The organism is Mesorhizobium sp. NPDC059025 (assembly GCF_042739655.1).
In the GTDB taxonomy this organism is placed as follows: Bacteria; Pseudomonadota; Alphaproteobacteria; order Rhizobiales; family Rhizobiaceae; genus Mesorhizobium.
Window position 1 is genome coordinate 538,221 of the sequence record NZ_JBHYIM010000001.1, and the last position, 16,772, is coordinate 554,992.

The window sequence follows — 16,772 nt, forward strand, 5'->3', positions numbered from 1 at the left end:
CTCTTTGCCTCGAGATCAGTGCGCGAATACCTGTTCCAGTGAGCGGAAGCCCTTGAACTCCAGGGCGTTGCCGGAGGGGTCGCGGATGAAGAGCGTGGCCTGTTCGCCCGGCTGACCTTTGAAACGCACCATCGGTCGTTCCAGCCAGTCGATATCGTCGCGTGACTCGAGCCGGGCAGCGAGCTTTTCCCATTCGTCCATCAGGAGCACGGCGCCGAAATGCGGGATCGGCACCACGATCCCATCGACAGCGCCGTCGCGCTGAGCGAGGGCCGTACCGGGGCGCAGATGCGCCGACATCTGGTGGCCGTAAAGATCGAAGTCGACCCAGGTCTCCGAAGAGCGTCCGATGCGGCAGCCGAGAACTTCACCGTAGAAGGTCCGTGTCTCATTCAGATCGCGAACGGGAAAGGCGAGGTGAAAGGGTGTCATGGTTGGATCTTTCGCGTCTGGGCCAGGAGGATTCAAACACAACCACATGCGCGAGCCCGTCGCAAACATCGACTTTTCTCGTGCCGACCCGAGCTCGCGCTAAACTGTCGCCAACGGTCCGAAGAAGCCGATGATGCGGGTTATGCGCGTATGCCCAGGATCGAGGAAGGCGATGTCCAGACCCTCGGGAAACGACGATCCATCCGGCAGCACGAACTTCCAGGCAAAACGTGCAATGCCATGATGAACATCCACGCCAGTTGTGCGGAGGATGCGGGCACCCGGATATCTCGCCTGGATTCCCGCTATGTGGGCAAGCAGCTCGTCCGCGCCTGTCGCATGGACGGTTGGATCGGTATAAGTCGCGGAATCGCTCCAGACGGACAACAGCAAGGCTTGCCGCCTGAGCGCATCCCGATCGGACCAGGATGCGCAATATGTGTCGATGAGATGTGTCAGGGACATTGCTATCCGGCCTTTCCCATGAACTGCGACAGTGCGGCGAAATCGTCATGCAGGTGGCCTGCGGCAATCGCCCGCCGGAAGATGGCATCATAACCATCGACCAGGGTGCGGTCGATCTTGCGCACTTCCATCAACTCCGCGAGATGCTGGAACGCACTGTAGTGGGGAGAGATCGACGAAAGCGTCTCGCTGTCCGCTGCCAGCCGGCCCGCGTCGGTGCGCTTGATAAGGTCTGCGACAAGACCTTCGACGACTGGGGCGGTTGCTGTCCATTGCCGTGCCAATTCGCTGAGCTCGATGTTTTCGGCCCGGCACACCGCCATGGATTGCAGCGCGCCGAACAGCGATCCCCACATCAGTGCAAGCAATGCGCTGTCCAGTGCGTTTGCCAGTCCGAGATCGTCGCCGACATGCTGGACATTGCCGCCCAACGCCTGAAGCATGTCCCTGTTTTGCTCGAAGGCCTGTCGTGGCCCGGAGACCAGGATGGTGCCGTGCTCCGTGCCGATGAAATCCGGCGTGGCCATGATCGCACCGTCGAGATAGGTGATGCCATGATCCGTTGCCCATCCGCCGGCTTCGCGTGCGCCGTGGGGCGTGCCGGACGTCAGTTCCATCACCAGCTTGCCGCGAAGAGCCGCCGTGACCTCGCCGCGCAGCAATGCAGCGGTTGCCGGATAGTCGGTGACGTTGACGATGATGATCTCGCTCGCCTCGACAGCATCCAGCACAGACGCTGCAACGGTAGCACCGGCGGCGGCGACCGCTGCAGTCCTTTCGATGGTCCTGTTCCAGGCCGTCGTGCGGTGACCGGCCTTCAAAAGTGCACGGACGAGCGCGGTTCCCATGCGTCCGGTTCCCAAAACAGTGATTGCAGGCTTCATAACGACACTCCATATCGATCGGCTGAAACGGACGGCTTCTTGCCGTTGGCCGAGAACTATGAGGCCGATGCGGTAAGGCCAATACGCACGGAAACGTAAGTGCTTACGCTCCGGTAAGGAGAACGGAGATGAGCAGGCCTGTGGAGAATGGCTTCTCGATCGCGATGAAGCTGGTCGCAGGGAAGTGGAAGATCGATATCCTGTGCGCGCTTTCCACGGCGCCGCGCAGGTTCGGTCGGCTACGTCATTCCATTCCCGACATCAGCGAAAAGATGCTGGCACAGCAATTGCGTGAAATGGAGGCCGATGGGCTTGTCAAAAGGCAGGCCTATCCGGGATTGCCCGCCAAGGTCGTCTATTCGCTGACGGAAAGCGGCGCAGCGCTCTGCGCAGGCGCGGAAGGCTTGTGCCGCTGGAGTGAACAGTTCCCGGGCCGTGCCGAGGCTCAGGCATAGCTGCGGCGGATTGGCTTTCGGCATTGCGCAGACCCGACGGGGACAATAGATGGTGCTACGGCGCCCGCGCAAAGGCGCGGTCGCGGAAAAGCAGGAAATCAGCATGGCCGATACGCTCGACACTTCGAAATTGACCGATCGCGTCGCTGCGCTCGTTGACGCCGCAAGGAAGGCTGGCGCCGATGCAGCGGATGCCGTCGTGGTGCTCGGCCGCTCCACGAGTGTTTCGGTTCGGCTCGGCAAGGTGGAAAACACCAACGCGTCGGAAAGCGAAGACGTGTCCTTGCGCGTTTTCGTCGGCAATTGTGTCGCCTCCGTTTCAGCGACCGCCGCCTCGGATCCAAAGTCGCTGGCCGAAAGAGCGGTGGCGATGGCGAAGGTCTCTCCCGAAGACCCGTATCAGGGGCTCGCCGATCCCTCGCTGCTTGCGAGCGGAACGAACGATCTCGACCTTTTCGACAACAGGCAAATTTCCGCCGACCGGTTGCGCGAGGATGCTCTTGCGGCCGAGGAGGCGGCTCTTGCGGTCAAAGGCGTGACCAATTCCGGTGGCAGCGCTGCCGGCGCCGGCATGGGCGGACTGGTACTCGCCACATCGCACGGATTTCTTGGCCAGTATGCCGCCACGCGGTTTTCTCGCTCCGCCAGCGTTATCGCGGGCGAGGGTACCGGCATGGAGCGGGACTATGATTATTCGTCCCGATTGCATTTTGCCGACCTCGATGATCCGGAGGCGATCGGCCGCAGTGCTGGTGAACGGGCTGTCAAGCGCATCGGTGCACGCAAGGTTCCGACCGGCACCGTCACGGTCGTGTTCGATCCGCGCGTAGCGCGTGGTATCGCCGGTCATCTCGCAGGTGCCATCAACGGCGCTTCGGTGGCGCGCAAGACCTCGTTCCTGCGCGATATGATGGGCAAGCAGGTGGCTTCGGCCGCCATAACGGTGACTGACGAGCCGTTGCGCCGGCGTGGTCAGGCTTCGCGTCCTTTCGACGGCGAGGGTGTTGGTGGTGAAAAGCTCCTGATGGTCGACAAGGGCGTGCTCAATCACTGGTTCCTGTCGACCTCGGCGGCGCGCGAACTCGGCCTCACCACCAATGGCCGCGGCGCTCGCAGCGGGTCGCAGGTTTCGCCCTCATCCACCAACCTCGCCATCGAACCGGGTGATCGCTCGCCCGAGGAATTGATCGGCGCCTTGAAGGCCGGCTTCTATGTCACGGAGGTGTTCGGCCAGGGCGTCAACATGGTGACCGGCGAATACAGCCGCGGCGCCTCCGGTTTCTGGATCGAGAACGGCGAACTCACCTATCCGGTCTCCGAGGTGACGATCGCCTCGAATCTCAAGACGATGTTCCTCGGGCTCGTGCCGGCCAATGACCTCGACCGCGAATACGGCACTGCTGCGCCGACGTTGCTCATCGAAGGAATGACCCTTGCCGGAAGTTGATGCAGCGAGCCTCGCCGGCGCGGATGAAGACCTTGTCTTGTTGCGTGATGCTGCGCGCGAAGCCGGCGTGATCGCGCTGCGCTATTTTGGCAAGAACCCGGAAGTCTGGATGAAGGGTGGCACGTCTCCAGTGAGCGAGGCCGACTATGCGGCCGACACCTATCTGCGCAACACGCTGCTGGCGGCCCGGCCGGACTATGGCTGGCTGTCGGAAGAAACGGCTGACGGTCCGGAGCGACTGACGGCGCGCCGTGTCTTCGTCGTCGATCCGATCGATGGAACGCGCGGCTTTCTCGATGGGCTGAAATTCTGGTGTGTCAGCGTCGCGGTGGTCGAAGATGGCAAGCCGATCGCCGGCGTACTCGAATGTCCGGCGGCGCACGAAACCTATTGGGCGACACCCGGTGGCGGTGCCTTCCTCAACGGCGAGCGCATCAAGGTTCGCAACACGCCCGCCATTGCTGAACTGGGTGGGCCAAAAGCCTTGCAGGACCTGGTGCCGGAACCCTGGCAAGGAAGGCTGAAGCGCACAACCTATATCCCTTCCCTGGCGTATCGGCTGGCGATGATTGCGAAGGGCAGTCTTGACGCAACTTTCGTCAAGCCGAATGCCCATGATTGGGATATTGCTGCCGCCGAGCTCATCCTGCGTGAAGCAGGCGGGCGGCTGATCGACAGCCAGGGGACCACGCCCGCCTTTGGCAAGGAGAAGGTCAGCCACGGCGCGCTGGCCGCAGGAAGCGGCGAAATGCTTGCCATGATGGCGGGCGTGATTTCCAGCCACGCCGGCTGAGGCGTTTCATAGGTTTCAAAATTGGCGGCTTTGGTCTAGACCAAGCACCAAATCACATGATGTGAAGGACGGACATGACCGGGGAAGACGGAAAGAAACAGCTTTTGCACCTGGTGTTCGGTGGCGAACTGACGACGCTCGGCGGCAGCGAGTTCCGCGATCTCGACGCACTCGACATCGTCGGCATCTATCCCGACTATCAGTCGGCGCTGAACGCCTGGAAGTCCAAGGCGCAGGCCAGCGTCGACAATGCGCATATGCGCTATTTCGTCGTGCACCTGCATCGCCTGCTCGACCCGCAGGGCCAGGCCAGCGCGTGACGATGGAAGAACAGGTGGCGAAACCGCAGGCCGAACAGCCCGCGGCCGAACGGAAACGCTCCAACAGCGCGCTGAAACCGCTGTGGAAAAAGGTGCGTGAGCCGCTTGCCCAGTCGCGTTTCGTCAAAGGCCTGATCGTCAGCCTGTTCACGCTGGCGATGCGCTTCATCCGGCTCACCAATCCGCGTCTCGCCCAATCCGCCAGGTTCAGCGACAAGGAATATGAAGGCATCGAGCCAGGCATCATCGCGCTCTGGCACGGCCAGCACATCCTGATGCCGGCTTTCTACCCTTCGAAGCGTGGACTGGTCGCCATGGTGTCGCGCAGTGCCGATGCCGAGATCAACGCGGAGGTCATTGAACGTTTCGGCATCGAGACCGTGCGCGGGTCGGGTGGCCGGGCGGATGCCCGCCACGTTGACAAGGGCGGCGCCAAAGCGCTGATCGGGCTCAAGAAATCGCTGATGGCCGGCAAGAATGTCTGCATGATCGCCGATATTCCACACGGTACACCGCGTGATGCCGGACTCGGCGTCATCCTGCTCGCCAAACTGTCGGGCCGCCCGATCATCCCGGCAGCACTTGCCACCAGCCGCCGCAAGGTGCTGGAGAAGAGCTGGGACAAGACCACCATCAACCTGCCGTTTGGCCGTTCGGCGATCGCGGCAGGCGAGCCCATCTTCGTGGCGAGCAATGCCGACGAGGCCGAGATGGAGCGCAAGCGTGTCGAACTCACCGACGCGCTGAATGCTGTGACTGCCAAGGCCTACCATATGGTGGATGCGCCACGATGAGCGAGCGCTGGGCCCGGGTGATGCTTTCGCTCTACCGCGCAGCCGGTTCGGCCGCTTATCCGCTCGCCGGTCCCTATGTCGCCTGGCGCGCCTCCAAGGGCAAGGAGGACCGCGCCCGCAGCCGTGAACGCTACGGCGTTGCCAGCCAGGAACGACCGGATGGGCCGCTGATCTGGGTGCACGCGGCAAGCGTTGGTGAAACAAATGCAGTGGTGCCGCTGGTGCGCTCGATCCTCGACTACGGCGTCACCGTCGTGCTGACGACCGGCACCGTAACGTCGGCCAAGCTGGTGGCGGAGCGGCTGGGTGACCGCGTCATCCATCAATATGTGCCGCTGGACCTGAGGCCGGCGGTGAGCCGTTTCCTCAATCACTGGCATCCCGACCTCGTCATCATCGCCGAGTCCGAGATCTGGCCGAACACCATCCTGGAGCTCGGCGCGCGCAGCGTGCCGCAGGTGCTGGTCAACGGGCGGCTTTCCGATCGTTCCTTCGCTTCGTGGAAGAAACGTTCCAACATCGCCGAGGCCCTGTTCGAGAACCTTGCCCATGTGGTCGCTCAATCGGAAGTCGATGGCGAGCGTTTCCGGGCCCTCGGTGCGCGACCGGTAACGGTTTCCGGCAACCTCAAGGTCGACACGCCGCCACCGCCGGTGAACGCGGGTGAATTGGCCTTGCTCAGCCGCCAGATCAACGGGCGCCCGACATGGGCCGCCATCTCCACCCACGATGGTGAGGAAATCATTGCCGCAGAGGTGCACAAGACGTTGGCCTCACGGCACCCAGGCCTGCTTACCATTGTCGTGCCGCGCCACCCGGATCGCGCCGAGGCGCTTGTCGAAACATTTGCCGGCATGGGGCTTGCCGTTGCTCGGCGCAGCCTGGACGACCAGATCACGCCCGATGTCGACATCCTGCTGGGCGACACGATCGGCGAGATGGGGCTTTATCTCAGGCTTACCGAGATCGCCTTTGTCGGCCGTTCGCTGACGTCGGAAGGCGGCCAGAACCCACTCGAACCGGCCATGCTGGAGACAGCAGTCCTTGCCGGCCGTAATGTGCAGAATTTCCGCGACTCCTATCAGAGACTGCTGGACGCTGGCGCCGCCAAGCTGGTGCGGGATCGCCCGATGCTGGCCGGTGCCGTCAACTTCCTGCTCTCCAATGAAAGCGCGCGCCGCGAGATGATGGCGGCGGGTGCCGCGACCGTCGAGCAGATGCGCGGTGCGCTGGCCACGACGCAGAGAGCGCTTGAGCCCTATATCCAGCCGCTTGTCGTCAAGGCCCGTCTCAAGGTGGCGGGAGGCCGCTGAGCATGGCGAGCGAAGCGCCGCCGTTCTGGTGGGAAAAACCGGACTGGCGCGCCCATCTGCTTTCACCCGTCTCCTGGATTTACGGCGCGGTTGCCGGTCGCCGCATGCGTTCGGCGAAACGGGAAAAGATCGACGTACCAGTGCTTTGCGTCGGAAATTTCACGGTGGGCGGCTCCGGCAAGACGCCGGTCGCGATTGCGCTCGCAAGGCATGCGAAACAGCAGGGCCTGAAACCGGGTTTCCTGTCTCGCGGCCATGGCGGCTCCTTTGGCGAGCCGCATATCGTCGATCCGCATCACGATGCAGCCAAACATGTCGGCGACGAGCCGCTGCTTCTGGCTGAGCATGCCCCGGTGGCGGTGTCGCCGAACCGCGCAGCCGGCGCCCGTATGCTGATCGACAAGGAAGGCTGCGACTTCCTCATCATGGACGACGGCTTCCAGAGCGCGCGCATCCATATCGATTTTGCGCTTGTCGTGGTCGACGCCCGCTACGGCATCGGCAATGGTCGTGTCATTCCGGGCGGACCGCTGCGCGCGCCGGTGCTCACGCAACTTCTCTATGCGGATGCGCTGCTCAGAATGGGGGATGGTGCCGCTGCCGACGCCGTGGTGCGGCAGGCTGCACGTGCCGGCAAACCGATCTTTGCCGCTCGTGCCCGGCCGAGTGACGCCAAGATGCTCGTCGGGCGACGTCTGCTCGCCTTCGCCGGCATCGGCCATCCGGAGAAATTCTACGACACCGTGGCGGAAGCTGGCGGCAAGGTGGCGCTCAGCCGTTCATTTCCCGATCATCACGTCTATGCCGAGGACGAACTGGCCGAATTGCTCTCGACCGCCAAAGCTGCGGATCTCGGGCTTGTCACCACGGCCAAGGACGCCGCGCGCCTGCGCCATGGCTCCCTCCCGCCAGGATTCCTGGAAACGCTCAGCGTACTTGAAATCGAAACGGTGTTCGAGCCGGATCACACGCCGCAGCGCATTGTCGATGAGACCCTCGAAGCTTGGCGCAGGCGGCGGATCAACGGCTAGCTTCTTCTCTCCTGCTGTAAAGATGCCTTATCAGCTCCGCTTGCGCAAATCCGGGTTGGATTCGATTTCGCGCTGCAGGGAAGCGGCAGCGCTGACATAAGGCTCCTGCCGTGCCACGCTCCAATACTTCAATTCGTCGAGAGCGATGCTCTCGCCGGTTACGGCGCAGCGCACGAAGGCGCCCGGGCTGGTAACCTGGAAATCGCCGTCCAGGTAGCGGATGCGGGCTTCCCGGCCACCGGGACCCTCGAAACGGTTCATCATCGCGATCGACCTGTGCTCGAACGGCCAAGCTTGTTGACAGCTCCTGGCCTCGAGCGTTTCCGCCACAAAATAGAGGCAAGGTCAAGCAGGGGCCAGCTTCACACAACGCAGACGGCTTATTGTCGGGCGAAATGACGCTTGGATCATCATGGTCGCTGCCATCTCCCGCCTCGCTTCCCTGCTCAAGCAGGCAACGGCCGGTGATGTGCCGTTGCCGACGGCCAAACCGGATCCAGCCAAAACAGAGTTGATCAGGACGCTGGTGGTGCCTCGCGCGCCACTCGGTGCGGAGCCGATGCCGTCGCTCGCGCCACCCCTGGTTGTGCCGACGAAGGCTGCCATGGCACAAAAGGAGGCGTCATCGCAGATCCTCCAGGCGTATCGCGCGGCGCTCGATCTGGAAGAAATCGCGCCAGCCTCGATCAATCAGCGGTCATCATCGGTGAGGGGAGCCGGTGCCGAGGCGGAAACAGCCGCTCGTGCCCCGTCGGCTCAGCCGGCAGGTCCGGATGGAGCGCTTTCCGGTGCCCGCGTCCCATCGGTACCCGGCTACGTGCCCGCCTTGCCGCTTGCGGCAATCGCGCGGCAGATCGAAGGGGATGAAGCGAGCACACGCAAGCGGCGGCCGGTCCATGCGTCGGCGACGCGCGGAAGGTCGGGAGAGACCTCACTGGAAACGGTGGTCAGCGCCCGCGCGATTGCCTTTGGCCTCGCAGCATTCGCATTGCTGTTGCTGATCGTTCTCCTGGTGTTTTAGAGCAGACGGGGCATCTCGTCTCGATCCATCACACTTGGTATCAGCGGTCCGCGTCCAGAAAACTGTGCAGCCGTTCACGGGGCACGCTGGCTGCATTGGAGATACGCCGGGCAAGTTCCACAGCCGCTGTGCGGGGTTTTCCGGCCGGCCGGTCGAGCCAATAGGATACTGGGTTCAAGGCTGTCCGCTTGTCGACCGCCACGACGCGTCCGGCTGCGACCTGGCCTTCGGCGAGAGGCGGCCGGGCCAGGGCGACGCCGAGCCCATAGGCGGCGGCATCCAGAACGAGGTTGTAGTCTTCGAAGCGTCGATCCTGCGGGCGGGGGCGATAGTCGACGCCTTGCTCACCGAACCACGCGCGCCAACCCGAGGCATCGGAATCGTGGATCAGGGGGTATTTCAGCAGCCGCGCGGCCTCGCCGGTACCGATCTCAGTCGCCAGTTCCGGCGAGGCGATCGGAAACATGTGTTCCTCGAAAAGCTGCATCGCTATGCGCTCGGGGACGCGCCCGCGGCCACAGCGGATGGAAAGGTCTATGCCTTCGTCGGCGAGGTCGATCTGGCGGTTATCGACATCGAGCACGATCCTGATTTTCGGGTCGCCGCTTTCCAGCCTTGCCATGCGCGGCATCAACCAGAGCCCGCTGATCGAAGGAATGGTCGCCAGCCGCACCACCGCCGTGCCTCTCGGCTCGACCCATCGATCGGAATTGGAGGCGATCAGCGCAAAAGCCTCGCTAGTGCGCAGATGCAGCCGATTGCCCTCGATGGTCAGTGAAACGCCACGTGCTCCGCGTTCGAACAGCTTCAGCCCGAACCAGTCCTCCAGCCGCGCGATCTGACGGCTGACCGCGCCATGGGTGAGGTTGAGCTTGTCGGCTGCCGCAGAGAAACTCCCTGTTTTTGCCGCCGCGTCAAAGGCCCGCAGGGTTTCGAGTGGCGGCAGTATGTCCAAGCTGTGATCCATGCTCACAGCTCATCCTCGATTTCGTCGTTTGTCAATCACATCGGAAAGGCGTTTTCTGCCATCGTGGCCAAGAGTTGGCGCGGAGACAGGATGATGAGTGCACAGATGAGCATGGCGAATTCGGAACAGCGCACGGATGTCACGGCGATGCTGGCGGTGGCGCTCACCGTGGTCGGCTGGGCTTCTGCCTTTCCGGCGATCCGTGCCGGTCTCGCAGCCTTCGGGCCGCTGGAGCTTGGAGCGCTGCGTTTTGCGATCGCCGCCGTGCCCGCCGCGATCTTCCTCGCCATCAAGCGCCCTGCATTGCCCAAACTCAACGAACTGTGGCGGTTCGCCGTCGGCGGCGCAATTTTCGTCGCGCTTTACACGGCGATGCTGAACATCGGCGAGACCACGGTTTCTGCTGGTGCAGCCGCTTTCATCATCAATGTCAGCCCGATCTTCACGGCGATCATGGCGATGTTCCTGCTTGGCGAGCGCTTCCCGGTGCTGGCCTGGGTTGGTACTTTCGTTTCCTTCGCCGGCATTGGTGTCATCGCCATGGGCGAAGGTAACGGGCTGACGTTCAACACCGGTGCATTGCTGATCCTCGGCTCGGCGCTGTGTTCGTCGGTCAACACGATCGTGCAGAAGCCGTTGTTTTCAAGGCACCATCCGCTGACGGTCTCGGCGTGGAACATGGTGCTCGGGGCTTTGTGCCTGGCGCCCTTCTTCCCGGAAAGTCTCGTCCAGGCTTCACACGCGGACAGGGCGGGCCTCACCGCGGTGATCTATCTCGGCCTCATTCCGAGTTTCATATCCTATGCGGCCTGGGCGACGGCCTTGTCGCGCCTGCCGGCAGCACGCGCCTCGAACTATCTCTATCTGGTTTCACCGGTGGCGACGGCGATCGGCTTCGCCTGGCTCGGCGAGGTGCCCACGACACTTGGCATCATCGGCGGCGTGCTCGCGCTTGGGGGCGTGATCATCGTCAACATGAGGCGCTGAAGCCGAAGCCGGGTTATCGCCGGCCGAACAGCCGCTCGATGTCGGCAAGCTTAAGCTCGATATAGGTCGGGCGACCATGGTTGCAGGTGCCTGATCCGGGTGTTGCTTCCATCTGGCGCAGCAAGGCGTTCATTTCGTCAGGCTTGAGCAGGCGGCCAGAGCGTACCGAACCATGGCAAGCCATGGTGGCGGCGATGTGATGGAGGCGTTCCGTCAGCGTTTCGGTGGTGTCGTTGTCGGCGATTTCGTCGGCAAGGTCGCGGACAAGCTGCTGCACGTCGGTCTCGCCCAGCATCGACGGTGTTTCGCGCACGGCGATGGCGCCCGGGCCGAAACGCTCGACGCCAAGACCGAAACGCTTCAGCGTCTCGGCATGCGATGCCAGCCGTTCGGCGTCGTCTTCGGGCAGGTCAACGATTTCCGGCAGCAGCAGCATCTGCGCGGGCACAGGACGGGAATACAGTGCATTCTTCAACGCTTCATAGACAAGCCGCTCATGCGCGGCATGCTGGTCGACGATGACAAGCGAATCCCGGGTCTGTGCAACGATGTAGTTCTCGTGCACCTGCGCGCGCGCAGCGCCCAGCGTAGCGCCGAGCAAGGTTTCTGTTGTCTCGACCTGGCTGGCGCGGGCATCGACGCTGACCGTCGCTCCGGTATCGAACGCTGTCTGCTCATTTTCACGAAAGCCCATGTCGAGCGGACGTTGCGGCGAATGCGCTGCATCGAACCCAATCGGCCCGGAGGCGCGATAAGCCGCGTCGTAGCCACGATGGCCGTTGGCGAGGCCGCCGTGGCCGAAGCTTGCGGCACCAGGCCTGAAGGCGGCCATCATGCCGGCGGCGCCTGTGGTTGCCGCGCGCACACCAGCGCTCGTCAATGCTTCACGGATTGCACCGACGATCAGTCCGCGCACCAGACCAGGATCGCGGAAACGCACGTCGGCCTTCGCCGGATGGACGTTGACGTCTACAGTTGCAGGATCAAGCATCAGGAACAGCGCCACCACGGCGTGCATGTCACGAGGCAGCACATCCATATAGGCGCCGCGGATGGCGCCGGCGATCAGCTTGTCGCGCACGGGGCGGCCGTTGACATAGGCGTACTGCTGCAGAGCGTTGGCGCGCGTGAAGGACGGAATCGAGACATGACCCGTTAGCCGTACACCTTCGCGCATGGCGTCGACGGCAATCGAATTGTCCGGGAACTCGGAGCCCATCACTTGGGCAAGGCGGCGCAACTGCCCTTCCGGGCTGTCCTCCGTTGCCGGCAGCTCCAGCGTCGACCGATCTGCACCAGCCAGCGTGAATCGTACCGCCGGGAAGGCAATCGCGATGCGCTTGATGACATCGCTGGTCGCCGAGCTTTCCGCGCGTTCGCCCTTCATGAATTTCAGCCGGGCAGGTGTGGCAAAGAACAGGTCGCGCACCTCCACCGTCGTGCCGCGGTTGGCTGCTGCGGGCCGTACGGACGCGACGCGCCCGCCCTCGATGCTGATCTCGGCGGCACTATCGCCTTGCGCCGTGCGCGAGCGGATCGACAGTCGCGCCACCGAACCGATTGAAGGCAATGCTTCGCCGCGGAAGCCGAGCGAGCGGATGTCGTTGATGTCGTCTGAAAGCTTGGATGTGCAGTGGCGGGCGACTGCCAGTGCCAGCTCGTGTTCGGGCATTCCGGCACCGTCGTCGGTGACACGGATCAAATTCAACCCGCCTCCAGCCGTTACGATCTCGACACGGCCGGCACCTGCATCGAGCGCATTTTCCACCAGTTCCTTGACGACACTGGCAGGACGCTCGATGACCTCGCCAGCGGCGATCTGGTTGATCATCGTTTCGGAAAGCTGTCGGATGGGCATCGCCCGACTATAGCGGGATTCGTCCAGGCGGCGAATAACCGTGCCCGGCTATTTGATGCAAAGACCACAGGTGAAATCGGCGGAGATTTCCCACCGATTTCAGGTGATCCGCCGGACTTAAGCGCTTTGGATTTTCAAGGAGCGATTGTCCTCGCGCCCGAAGCCCCGAATCTCGATCCGATCACCGTAGACTTCGACGATCGAATAGGCGCTTGTGGCAGGAGTGTCGACCATGCCTTTGAAATTGAGGAAGTATTTGCCCTTGAGCTCGCCGAAGTTGCCGGCGTGGTTGTGGCCGTTGAAATAGGCGACCACATTGCCGGATCCGGTCAGCAATTCCACGACGCGTTCGGAATCCCACATGTTGTGCTCGTTCTCCGGATAGACCGGATAGTGACCCATGACGATCACCTTCTCATTCGCCGACTGTGCTGCCTTGATGGTCTTGCCGAGCCAGTCGAACTGTTCGTCGCTCAACGAGCCGTTCCAGGTCTGCGCGTTGACTGCGCCCTTTGCCTTCAGGTCCTCGAGCCGCCCGGCCGCTATCTCACGACGCGGATCGTCCTTCGGCGGTGCGAACAGGCTGACATCGTTGCCGTCGAGCACGATGAAACGGTAGCCGCCGCCTGCGAAATCATAATAGGCCTTTTGCATGCCGGCGGTGCGCACGACTGAGGTCAGGTACTCAGCAGCCACGTCATAGTCGTGATTGCCGAGCAGGAAGAAGCGCTCGTGCTTCAGCTTGTCGTAGAGCGGCAGGATATGCGCGTAGCTTTCCCAGTGCCGGTCGATGATGTCGCCCAGCGTCGCGACGAAACGCAGGTCTTCCTGATTGAAGGCTTCTATCGCTTCCGACAGTTTCCACAGGCTGTTCGAATAGTAGCGGTTGAGCTTGAGGTTCGGCACCACCGGTGCGTATTGCGGATCGGCGACGATACCGAATTTGAACAGCGGCGCGCCTTCGGCTGCTGCCGCATCGATGGTGAAACCTCCAAACGGTGCAAACATAGCGGCGGCGCCGCCTATCTTGAGGAGGTTGCGTCGGGTGATCATGAAAGCCTCTGCATTGTAAATTTCCAAGGCAGGGTAGGCAGGCTTGGTGACAGCGGCATGAAATCGAGCGTGGTTGTCGCCAGCCGCTGTCTATTCGACTGCAGGTCGTAAAAAAGCCGAGATAGCGGATGCGTGCTATGGAATAGCCGCGCTTCTCACGCGCGATTGGGGGAATCATGAAGCCAGGACTGCTGCTCGCTTTGTCCGTATTGACGTATCCCGGCTCGGCTTTGGCCGGACCGGCCTCGGATGCGGTTATGTTTTTTTACTCGCCGGTCAAATTCGCGGCCGATCCACAGTTTCGGGATCGCTTCACCGACCCCGTCATCAAGCTGTTCCAGCTCAACGATGCTGCCATCAAGAAGCACCCGGATGAGGTCGCGTGCATCGACTTCGATCCGGCTCTGGACGCGCAGGATTATGACGACAAGAGCGTTGCCGACAGTCTGAAGCTTGCCGAGGCGATCGATGGTGACAAGGCGACGGTGACCGCGAGCTTCAATCTGTTCAGCGAAGGCGATGATTCCAAACGCGAAATGGTCTGGGAGCTGAGGCAAGTCGACGGCTTATGGAAGGTGGCGGACATTGCCTCGAAGAGCAACAGCTGGAAGCTCAGCGAACTCGGTTGCTCGGGCGGTGAAGAAGCAGACTAGGCCGATGGTGTTCGGACAACGTTTTTTGCCTTTGTTGCTAGCTGGTTTCCTGGCGATCGGGCCGGTCTGCGGTGCCTTGGCGGAAGGGCTGCTTGGCGCCAAGACAGCGACGGCGCCTGCTGCCGAGGCGGCACCGAGCGCGTCCAGCCTGGCGACGGCTCCCGCTCCGGATTCTCCTGCCGCCCAGGTCAGGCCGTTCTATGCAGATGGTGCGGACCTGGCTTCGGCTGATCGGAACCGCTTCGTTGACCCGGCGAAGACGGTGCTGGAGAAAAACGAAATCCTGAAGAAATCCGGCCAGGGCGATTGCCTCGACCAGAATATGGCGCTCGATGAGGTTCCCTACGACAGGGCGATGCTTGAAAAGACCTTCAAGTCGCTGGAATCGATCAATGGCGATGAGGCGCGCGTCGTGGTCGCCTTCATCGAAGGCACCGAGCCGCATCGGCTGGAGTGGAAGCTGAAAAAGGTCGACGGTGCCTGGAAGATCACCGACCTTTTGTCGGTCACCGGAGAATGGGCGCTCAGCCAGTATCAGTGTGAATGATCTCAGCCCCTGCCGCGGTAGGGGGCGACACCGGTGTCGGGCAGCCAGGCGCCCCTGGGAGGCTCGCCGGTCTGCCAGAATACGTCGATCGGAATGCCACCGCGCGGATACCAGTAGCCGCCGATGCGCAGCCACAATGGCCGCGTGGCTGCCACGACGCGTCGCGCGATCATCACGGTGCAGTCTTCATGGAAGGCGCCATGGTTTCGGAACGAGGTGAGAAACAGCTTCAGCGACTTGGATTCGACCAGGAGCGTGTCCGGCGCATAGTCGATGACGATATGCGCGAAATCCGGCTGACCGGTCACGGGACAGAGCGAGGTGAATTCGGGGCAGGTGAAGCGTACGATCGCGGGCGGACCGTCACCGCGTGTGAAGGGCACGGTTTCCAGGATTGCATGATCGGGGTTGTCCGGGGTTTCAACCCTGGTGCCGAGCTGGGTCAGGTTTTCCGTTGTCGTCATGGGGAGCTCCTTTGAAACAGGCTCTATCCCCAAGGGGCTGCGCAAGCCAGCGCCGAATGAGCGAAGTCAGCTGCGGAAGATCGGCTCGCCGAACGTGGCCGGATCGACATCAACGCCAAGGCCGAGGCCTTTCGGTGGAGTTACGCTGCCGTCAACTATGATGAAGTCAGCCTTGCCGTTGGCGACCGTGACCCAGTTATGGAAATCGACCGTGTGCTGGCGCAACGCTTCCGGCGTCGACAGCAGGAGCCCACAGTAGGCGGCGGTGTCGATCTGCGCGCCGCCGGTATCCTCGATGGTGATCTTCAGATTCCGGGCGATGGCAATGTCGCGGATCAGCTTTGCCTTGGTCAGGCCGCCGACGCGCGCGAGCTTGATGGTGATGCCGTCAACCAGTCCGTCGGCGATGGCTCGCAGCAAGGTATCGGCGCCGTCTATGGTTTCGTCGAGGACGAGTGGCCGGTCGCAGGCCGGGCGGATGGCGAGATTTTCCTCATAGCTCGCACAGGGCTGTTCCAGCGTGTAGTCGAGCCCACGTGTCGCCTGCAGGAAATGGCGGGTCTCGGCGGTTCCCCAACTGCCATTGGCATCGCAGAACAGCACCGTGCTGGACGGCACGGCGGCGCGTACGGCCTCGAGACGCGCGATATCGTCATTGACGTCGAGGCCGACCTTGACCTGCAGCCGGTGGTACCCTTCGGCGATGTATTTCCTGGCCCGCGCGGCCATGGCATCAGGGCTTTCCTGCGCCAGCGAACGATAGAGCGGGATGGCGCTGCCTTCCGCGCCACCGGCCATCGCTGCCAGTGACAGACCCCTTTGCTTGCCGGCAAGGTCCCAAAGCGCCATGTCGATCGCGGCCTTGGCATAGGGATGGCCCTTGAGCAGCAGGTCCATGCGGCGGTTGAGCGCCTCGATGCCGGTCGCATCCTCGCCGATCAGCCGCGGGACCAGTTCGCGCATGGCAGCGCGCGCGCCTTCGGCAAAGGCCGGATCGTAGAAGGAACCCAGCGGCGCCATCTCGCCATAACCCTTGCTGCCGTCGTGGCTGGCGATCTCGACGATGGTGGAATCGAACCCTTCGGCGCTGCGTCCGCCCGAGCAGGTGTAGGTACCGTCCCGGAATGGCTGCCATTGCCGGTAGAGGGTGATCGAGGCGATGGTCATGCAGGGCTCCGCTAGCGCGTCTGGTGCGATTATGCCGCCATGCTAGCGGTCTGGAACGGGGTATGCCGCGAAGGAAACGGCAGTTGTGCCGGTCGTTTTTATGCTAGCCTCCGGCCTGCGC

20 protein-coding genes are annotated in these 16,772 nt (G+C 62.6%); 11 read left to right on the top strand and 9 right to left on the bottom strand.

Features of this window, described 5'->3' with window-relative positions:
* Positions 1–15: 15 nt before the first annotated feature.
* The 3 genes from ACFWYE_RS02520 to ACFWYE_RS02530 form a co-directional block, all read right to left on the bottom strand.
* Positions 16–432: a VOC family protein gene (locus ACFWYE_RS02520; RefSeq protein ID WP_379109377.1), complete on the bottom strand. Its 417-nt coding sequence runs from the start codon at positions 430–432 to the stop codon at positions 16–18.
* A 99-nt stretch (positions 433–531) separates the two neighbouring features.
* Positions 532–897, bottom strand: coding sequence for a hypothetical protein (locus ACFWYE_RS02525; protein WP_379109378.1), 366 nt, complete (start codon positions 895–897; stop codon positions 532–534).
* Between the two features lie 2 nt (positions 898–899).
* Positions 900–1,781: an NAD(P)-dependent oxidoreductase gene (locus tag ACFWYE_RS02530; RefSeq protein WP_379109379.1), complete on the bottom strand. Its 882-nt coding sequence runs from the start codon at positions 1,779–1,781 to the stop codon at positions 900–902.
* A gap of 128 nt (positions 1,782–1,909) precedes the next feature.
* On the opposite strand from ACFWYE_RS02530, the gene ACFWYE_RS02535 reads away from it, so the two are divergent.
* The 7 genes from ACFWYE_RS02535 (at position 1,910) to lpxK (ending at position 7,934) form a co-directional block, all read left to right on the top strand.
* Positions 1,910–2,236, top strand: coding sequence for a winged helix-turn-helix transcriptional regulator (locus ACFWYE_RS02535; RefSeq protein ID WP_379070466.1), 327 nt, complete (start codon positions 1,910–1,912; stop codon positions 2,234–2,236).
* 103 nt (positions 2,237–2,339) lie between these two features.
* Positions 2,340–3,683, top strand: a complete 1,344-nt coding sequence (locus tag ACFWYE_RS02540) for a TldD/PmbA family protein (RefSeq protein WP_379109381.1) — start codon at positions 2,340–2,342, stop codon at positions 3,681–3,683.
* Positions 3,670–4,476: a 3'(2'),5'-bisphosphate nucleotidase CysQ gene (locus tag ACFWYE_RS02545; protein WP_379109382.1), complete on the top strand. Its 807-nt coding sequence runs from the start codon at positions 3,670–3,672 to the stop codon at positions 4,474–4,476. The genes ACFWYE_RS02540 and ACFWYE_RS02545 overlap by 14 nt, the downstream gene beginning before the upstream one ends.
* A gap of 74 nt (positions 4,477–4,550) precedes the next feature.
* Entirely contained in the window at positions 4,551–4,796 is a 246-nt protein-coding gene (locus ACFWYE_RS02550) for a DUF4170 domain-containing protein (protein WP_129414786.1), read from the top strand.
* 2 nt (positions 4,797–4,798) lie between these two features.
* Positions 4,799–5,590 (top strand): lysophospholipid acyltransferase family protein, encoded by a 792-nt coding sequence (locus tag ACFWYE_RS02555; protein WP_379109754.1) that lies wholly within the window; start codon positions 4,799–4,801, stop codon positions 5,588–5,590.
* On the top strand, positions 5,587–6,903 hold the full coding sequence (gene waaA, locus ACFWYE_RS02560; protein WP_379109384.1) for a lipid IV(A) 3-deoxy-D-manno-octulosonic acid transferase: 1,317 nt from the start codon (positions 5,587–5,589) through the stop codon (positions 6,901–6,903). Before ACFWYE_RS02555 ends, waaA begins: the two co-directional genes overlap by 4 nt.
* Positions 6,904–6,905: 2 nt before the next feature.
* Entirely contained in the window at positions 6,906–7,934 is a 1,029-nt protein-coding gene (gene lpxK, locus ACFWYE_RS02565; RefSeq protein WP_379109386.1) for a tetraacyldisaccharide 4'-kinase, read from the top strand.
* A gap of 30 nt (positions 7,935–7,964) precedes the next feature.
* On the opposite strand, the gene ACFWYE_RS02570 is transcribed toward lpxK, so the two are convergent.
* On the bottom strand, positions 7,965–8,198 hold the full coding sequence (locus ACFWYE_RS02570; protein WP_379070480.1) for a DUF2093 domain-containing protein: 234 nt from the start codon (positions 8,196–8,198) through the stop codon (positions 7,965–7,967).
* A 148-nt stretch (positions 8,199–8,346) separates the two neighbouring features.
* On the opposite strand from ACFWYE_RS02570, the gene ACFWYE_RS02575 reads away from it, so the two are divergent.
* Positions 8,347–8,955, top strand: coding sequence for a hypothetical protein (locus ACFWYE_RS02575; RefSeq protein WP_379109388.1), 609 nt, complete (start codon positions 8,347–8,349; stop codon positions 8,953–8,955).
* Positions 8,956–8,995: 40 nt separating this feature from the next.
* Here ACFWYE_RS02575 and ACFWYE_RS02580 read toward each other — a convergent pair whose 3' ends face one another.
* Positions 8,996–9,922 carry a LysR substrate-binding domain-containing protein gene (locus ACFWYE_RS02580; protein ID WP_379109390.1) on the bottom strand — a complete coding sequence of 309 codons (927 nt, stop codon included), beginning with the start codon at positions 9,920–9,922 and terminating at the stop codon, positions 8,996–8,998.
* Between the two features lie 93 nt (positions 9,923–10,015).
* On the opposite strand from ACFWYE_RS02580, the gene ACFWYE_RS02585 reads away from it, so the two are divergent.
* The gene (locus ACFWYE_RS02585; protein WP_379109392.1) at positions 10,016–10,909 is read left to right on the top strand and encodes a DMT family transporter; all 894 of its coding nucleotides are present in this window, start codon (positions 10,016–10,018) and stop codon (positions 10,907–10,909) included.
* Positions 10,910–10,922: 13 nt separating this feature from the next.
* On the opposite strand, the gene mutL is transcribed toward ACFWYE_RS02585, so the two are convergent.
* Both mutL and ACFWYE_RS02595 read right to left on the bottom strand, forming a co-directional pair.
* Entirely contained in the window at positions 10,923–12,767 is a 1,845-nt protein-coding gene (mutL, locus tag ACFWYE_RS02590) for a DNA mismatch repair endonuclease MutL (RefSeq protein ID WP_379109393.1), read from the bottom strand.
* A gap of 117 nt (positions 12,768–12,884) precedes the next feature.
* Positions 12,885–13,820 carry a metallophosphoesterase gene (locus ACFWYE_RS02595; protein ID WP_379109395.1) on the bottom strand — a complete coding sequence of 312 codons (936 nt, stop codon included), beginning with the start codon at positions 13,818–13,820 and terminating at the stop codon, positions 12,885–12,887.
* A gap of 257 nt (positions 13,821–14,077) precedes the next feature.
* On the opposite strand from ACFWYE_RS02595, the gene ACFWYE_RS02600 reads away from it, so the two are divergent.
* Both ACFWYE_RS02600 and ACFWYE_RS02605 read left to right on the top strand, forming a co-directional pair.
* On the top strand, positions 14,078–14,473 hold the full coding sequence (locus ACFWYE_RS02600) for a DUF3828 domain-containing protein (RefSeq protein WP_379109397.1): 396 nt from the start codon (positions 14,078–14,080) through the stop codon (positions 14,471–14,473).
* 25 nt (positions 14,474–14,498) lie between these two features.
* Entirely contained in the window at positions 14,499–15,020 is a 522-nt protein-coding gene (locus ACFWYE_RS02605; RefSeq protein WP_379109399.1) for a hypothetical protein, read from the top strand.
* 2 nt (positions 15,021–15,022) lie between these two features.
* On the opposite strand, the gene queF is transcribed toward ACFWYE_RS02605, so the two are convergent.
* Positions 15,023–15,484 carry a preQ(1) synthase gene (queF, locus tag ACFWYE_RS02610; RefSeq protein ID WP_379070502.1) on the bottom strand — a complete coding sequence of 154 codons (462 nt, stop codon included), beginning with the start codon at positions 15,482–15,484 and terminating at the stop codon, positions 15,023–15,025.
* Between the two features lie 66 nt (positions 15,485–15,550).
* Positions 15,551–16,651: a mandelate racemase/muconate lactonizing enzyme family protein gene (locus ACFWYE_RS02615; protein ID WP_379109400.1), complete on the bottom strand. Its 1,101-nt coding sequence runs from the start codon at positions 16,649–16,651 to the stop codon at positions 15,551–15,553.
* Positions 16,652–16,772: the final 121 nt, after the last annotated feature.

Coding starts and splice junctions, on each gene's coding strand:
- ACFWYE_RS02520 (WP_379109377.1), bottom strand. CDS start 432: ATGACACCCTTTCACCTCGCCTTTCCCGTTCGCGATCTGAATGAGACA.
- ACFWYE_RS02525 (WP_379109378.1), bottom strand. CDS start 897: ATGTCCCTGACACATCTCATCGACACATATTGCGCATCCTGGTCCGAT.
- ACFWYE_RS02530 (WP_379109379.1), bottom strand. CDS start 1,781: ATGAAGCCTGCAATCACTGTTTTGGGAACCGGACGCATGGGAACCGCG.
- ACFWYE_RS02535 (WP_379070466.1), top strand. CDS start 1,910: ATGAGCAGGCCTGTGGAGAATGGCTTCTCGATCGCGATGAAGCTGGTC.
- ACFWYE_RS02540 (WP_379109381.1), top strand. CDS start 2,340: ATGGCCGATACGCTCGACACTTCGAAATTGACCGATCGCGTCGCTGCG.
- ACFWYE_RS02550 (WP_129414786.1), top strand. CDS start 4,551: ATGACCGGGGAAGACGGAAAGAAACAGCTTTTGCACCTGGTGTTCGGT.
- ACFWYE_RS02555 (WP_379109754.1), top strand. CDS start 4,799: ATGGAAGAACAGGTGGCGAAACCGCAGGCCGAACAGCCCGCGGCCGAA.
- waaA (WP_379109384.1), top strand. CDS start 5,587: ATGAGCGAGCGCTGGGCCCGGGTGATGCTTTCGCTCTACCGCGCAGCC.
- lpxK (WP_379109386.1), top strand. CDS start 6,906: ATGGCGAGCGAAGCGCCGCCGTTCTGGTGGGAAAAACCGGACTGGCGC.
- ACFWYE_RS02570 (WP_379070480.1), bottom strand. CDS start 8,198: ATGATGAACCGTTTCGAGGGTCCCGGTGGCCGGGAAGCCCGCATCCGC.
- ACFWYE_RS02575 (WP_379109388.1), top strand. CDS start 8,347: ATGGTCGCTGCCATCTCCCGCCTCGCTTCCCTGCTCAAGCAGGCAACG.
- ACFWYE_RS02580 (WP_379109390.1), bottom strand. CDS start 9,922: ATGGATCACAGCTTGGACATACTGCCGCCACTCGAAACCCTGCGGGCC.
- ACFWYE_RS02585 (WP_379109392.1), top strand. CDS start 10,016: ATGAGTGCACAGATGAGCATGGCGAATTCGGAACAGCGCACGGATGTC.
- mutL (WP_379109393.1), bottom strand. CDS start 12,767: ATGCCCATCCGACAGCTTTCCGAAACGATGATCAACCAGATCGCCGCT.
- ACFWYE_RS02595 (WP_379109395.1), bottom strand. CDS start 13,820: ATGATCACCCGACGCAACCTCCTCAAGATAGGCGGCGCCGCCGCTATG.
- ACFWYE_RS02600 (WP_379109397.1), top strand. CDS start 14,078: ATGTTTTTTTACTCGCCGGTCAAATTCGCGGCCGATCCACAGTTTCGG.
- queF (WP_379070502.1), bottom strand. CDS start 15,484: ATGACGACAACGGAAAACCTGACCCAGCTCGGCACCAGGGTTGAAACC.
- ACFWYE_RS02615 (WP_379109400.1), bottom strand. CDS start 16,651: ATGACCATCGCCTCGATCACCCTCTACCGGCAATGGCAGCCATTCCGG.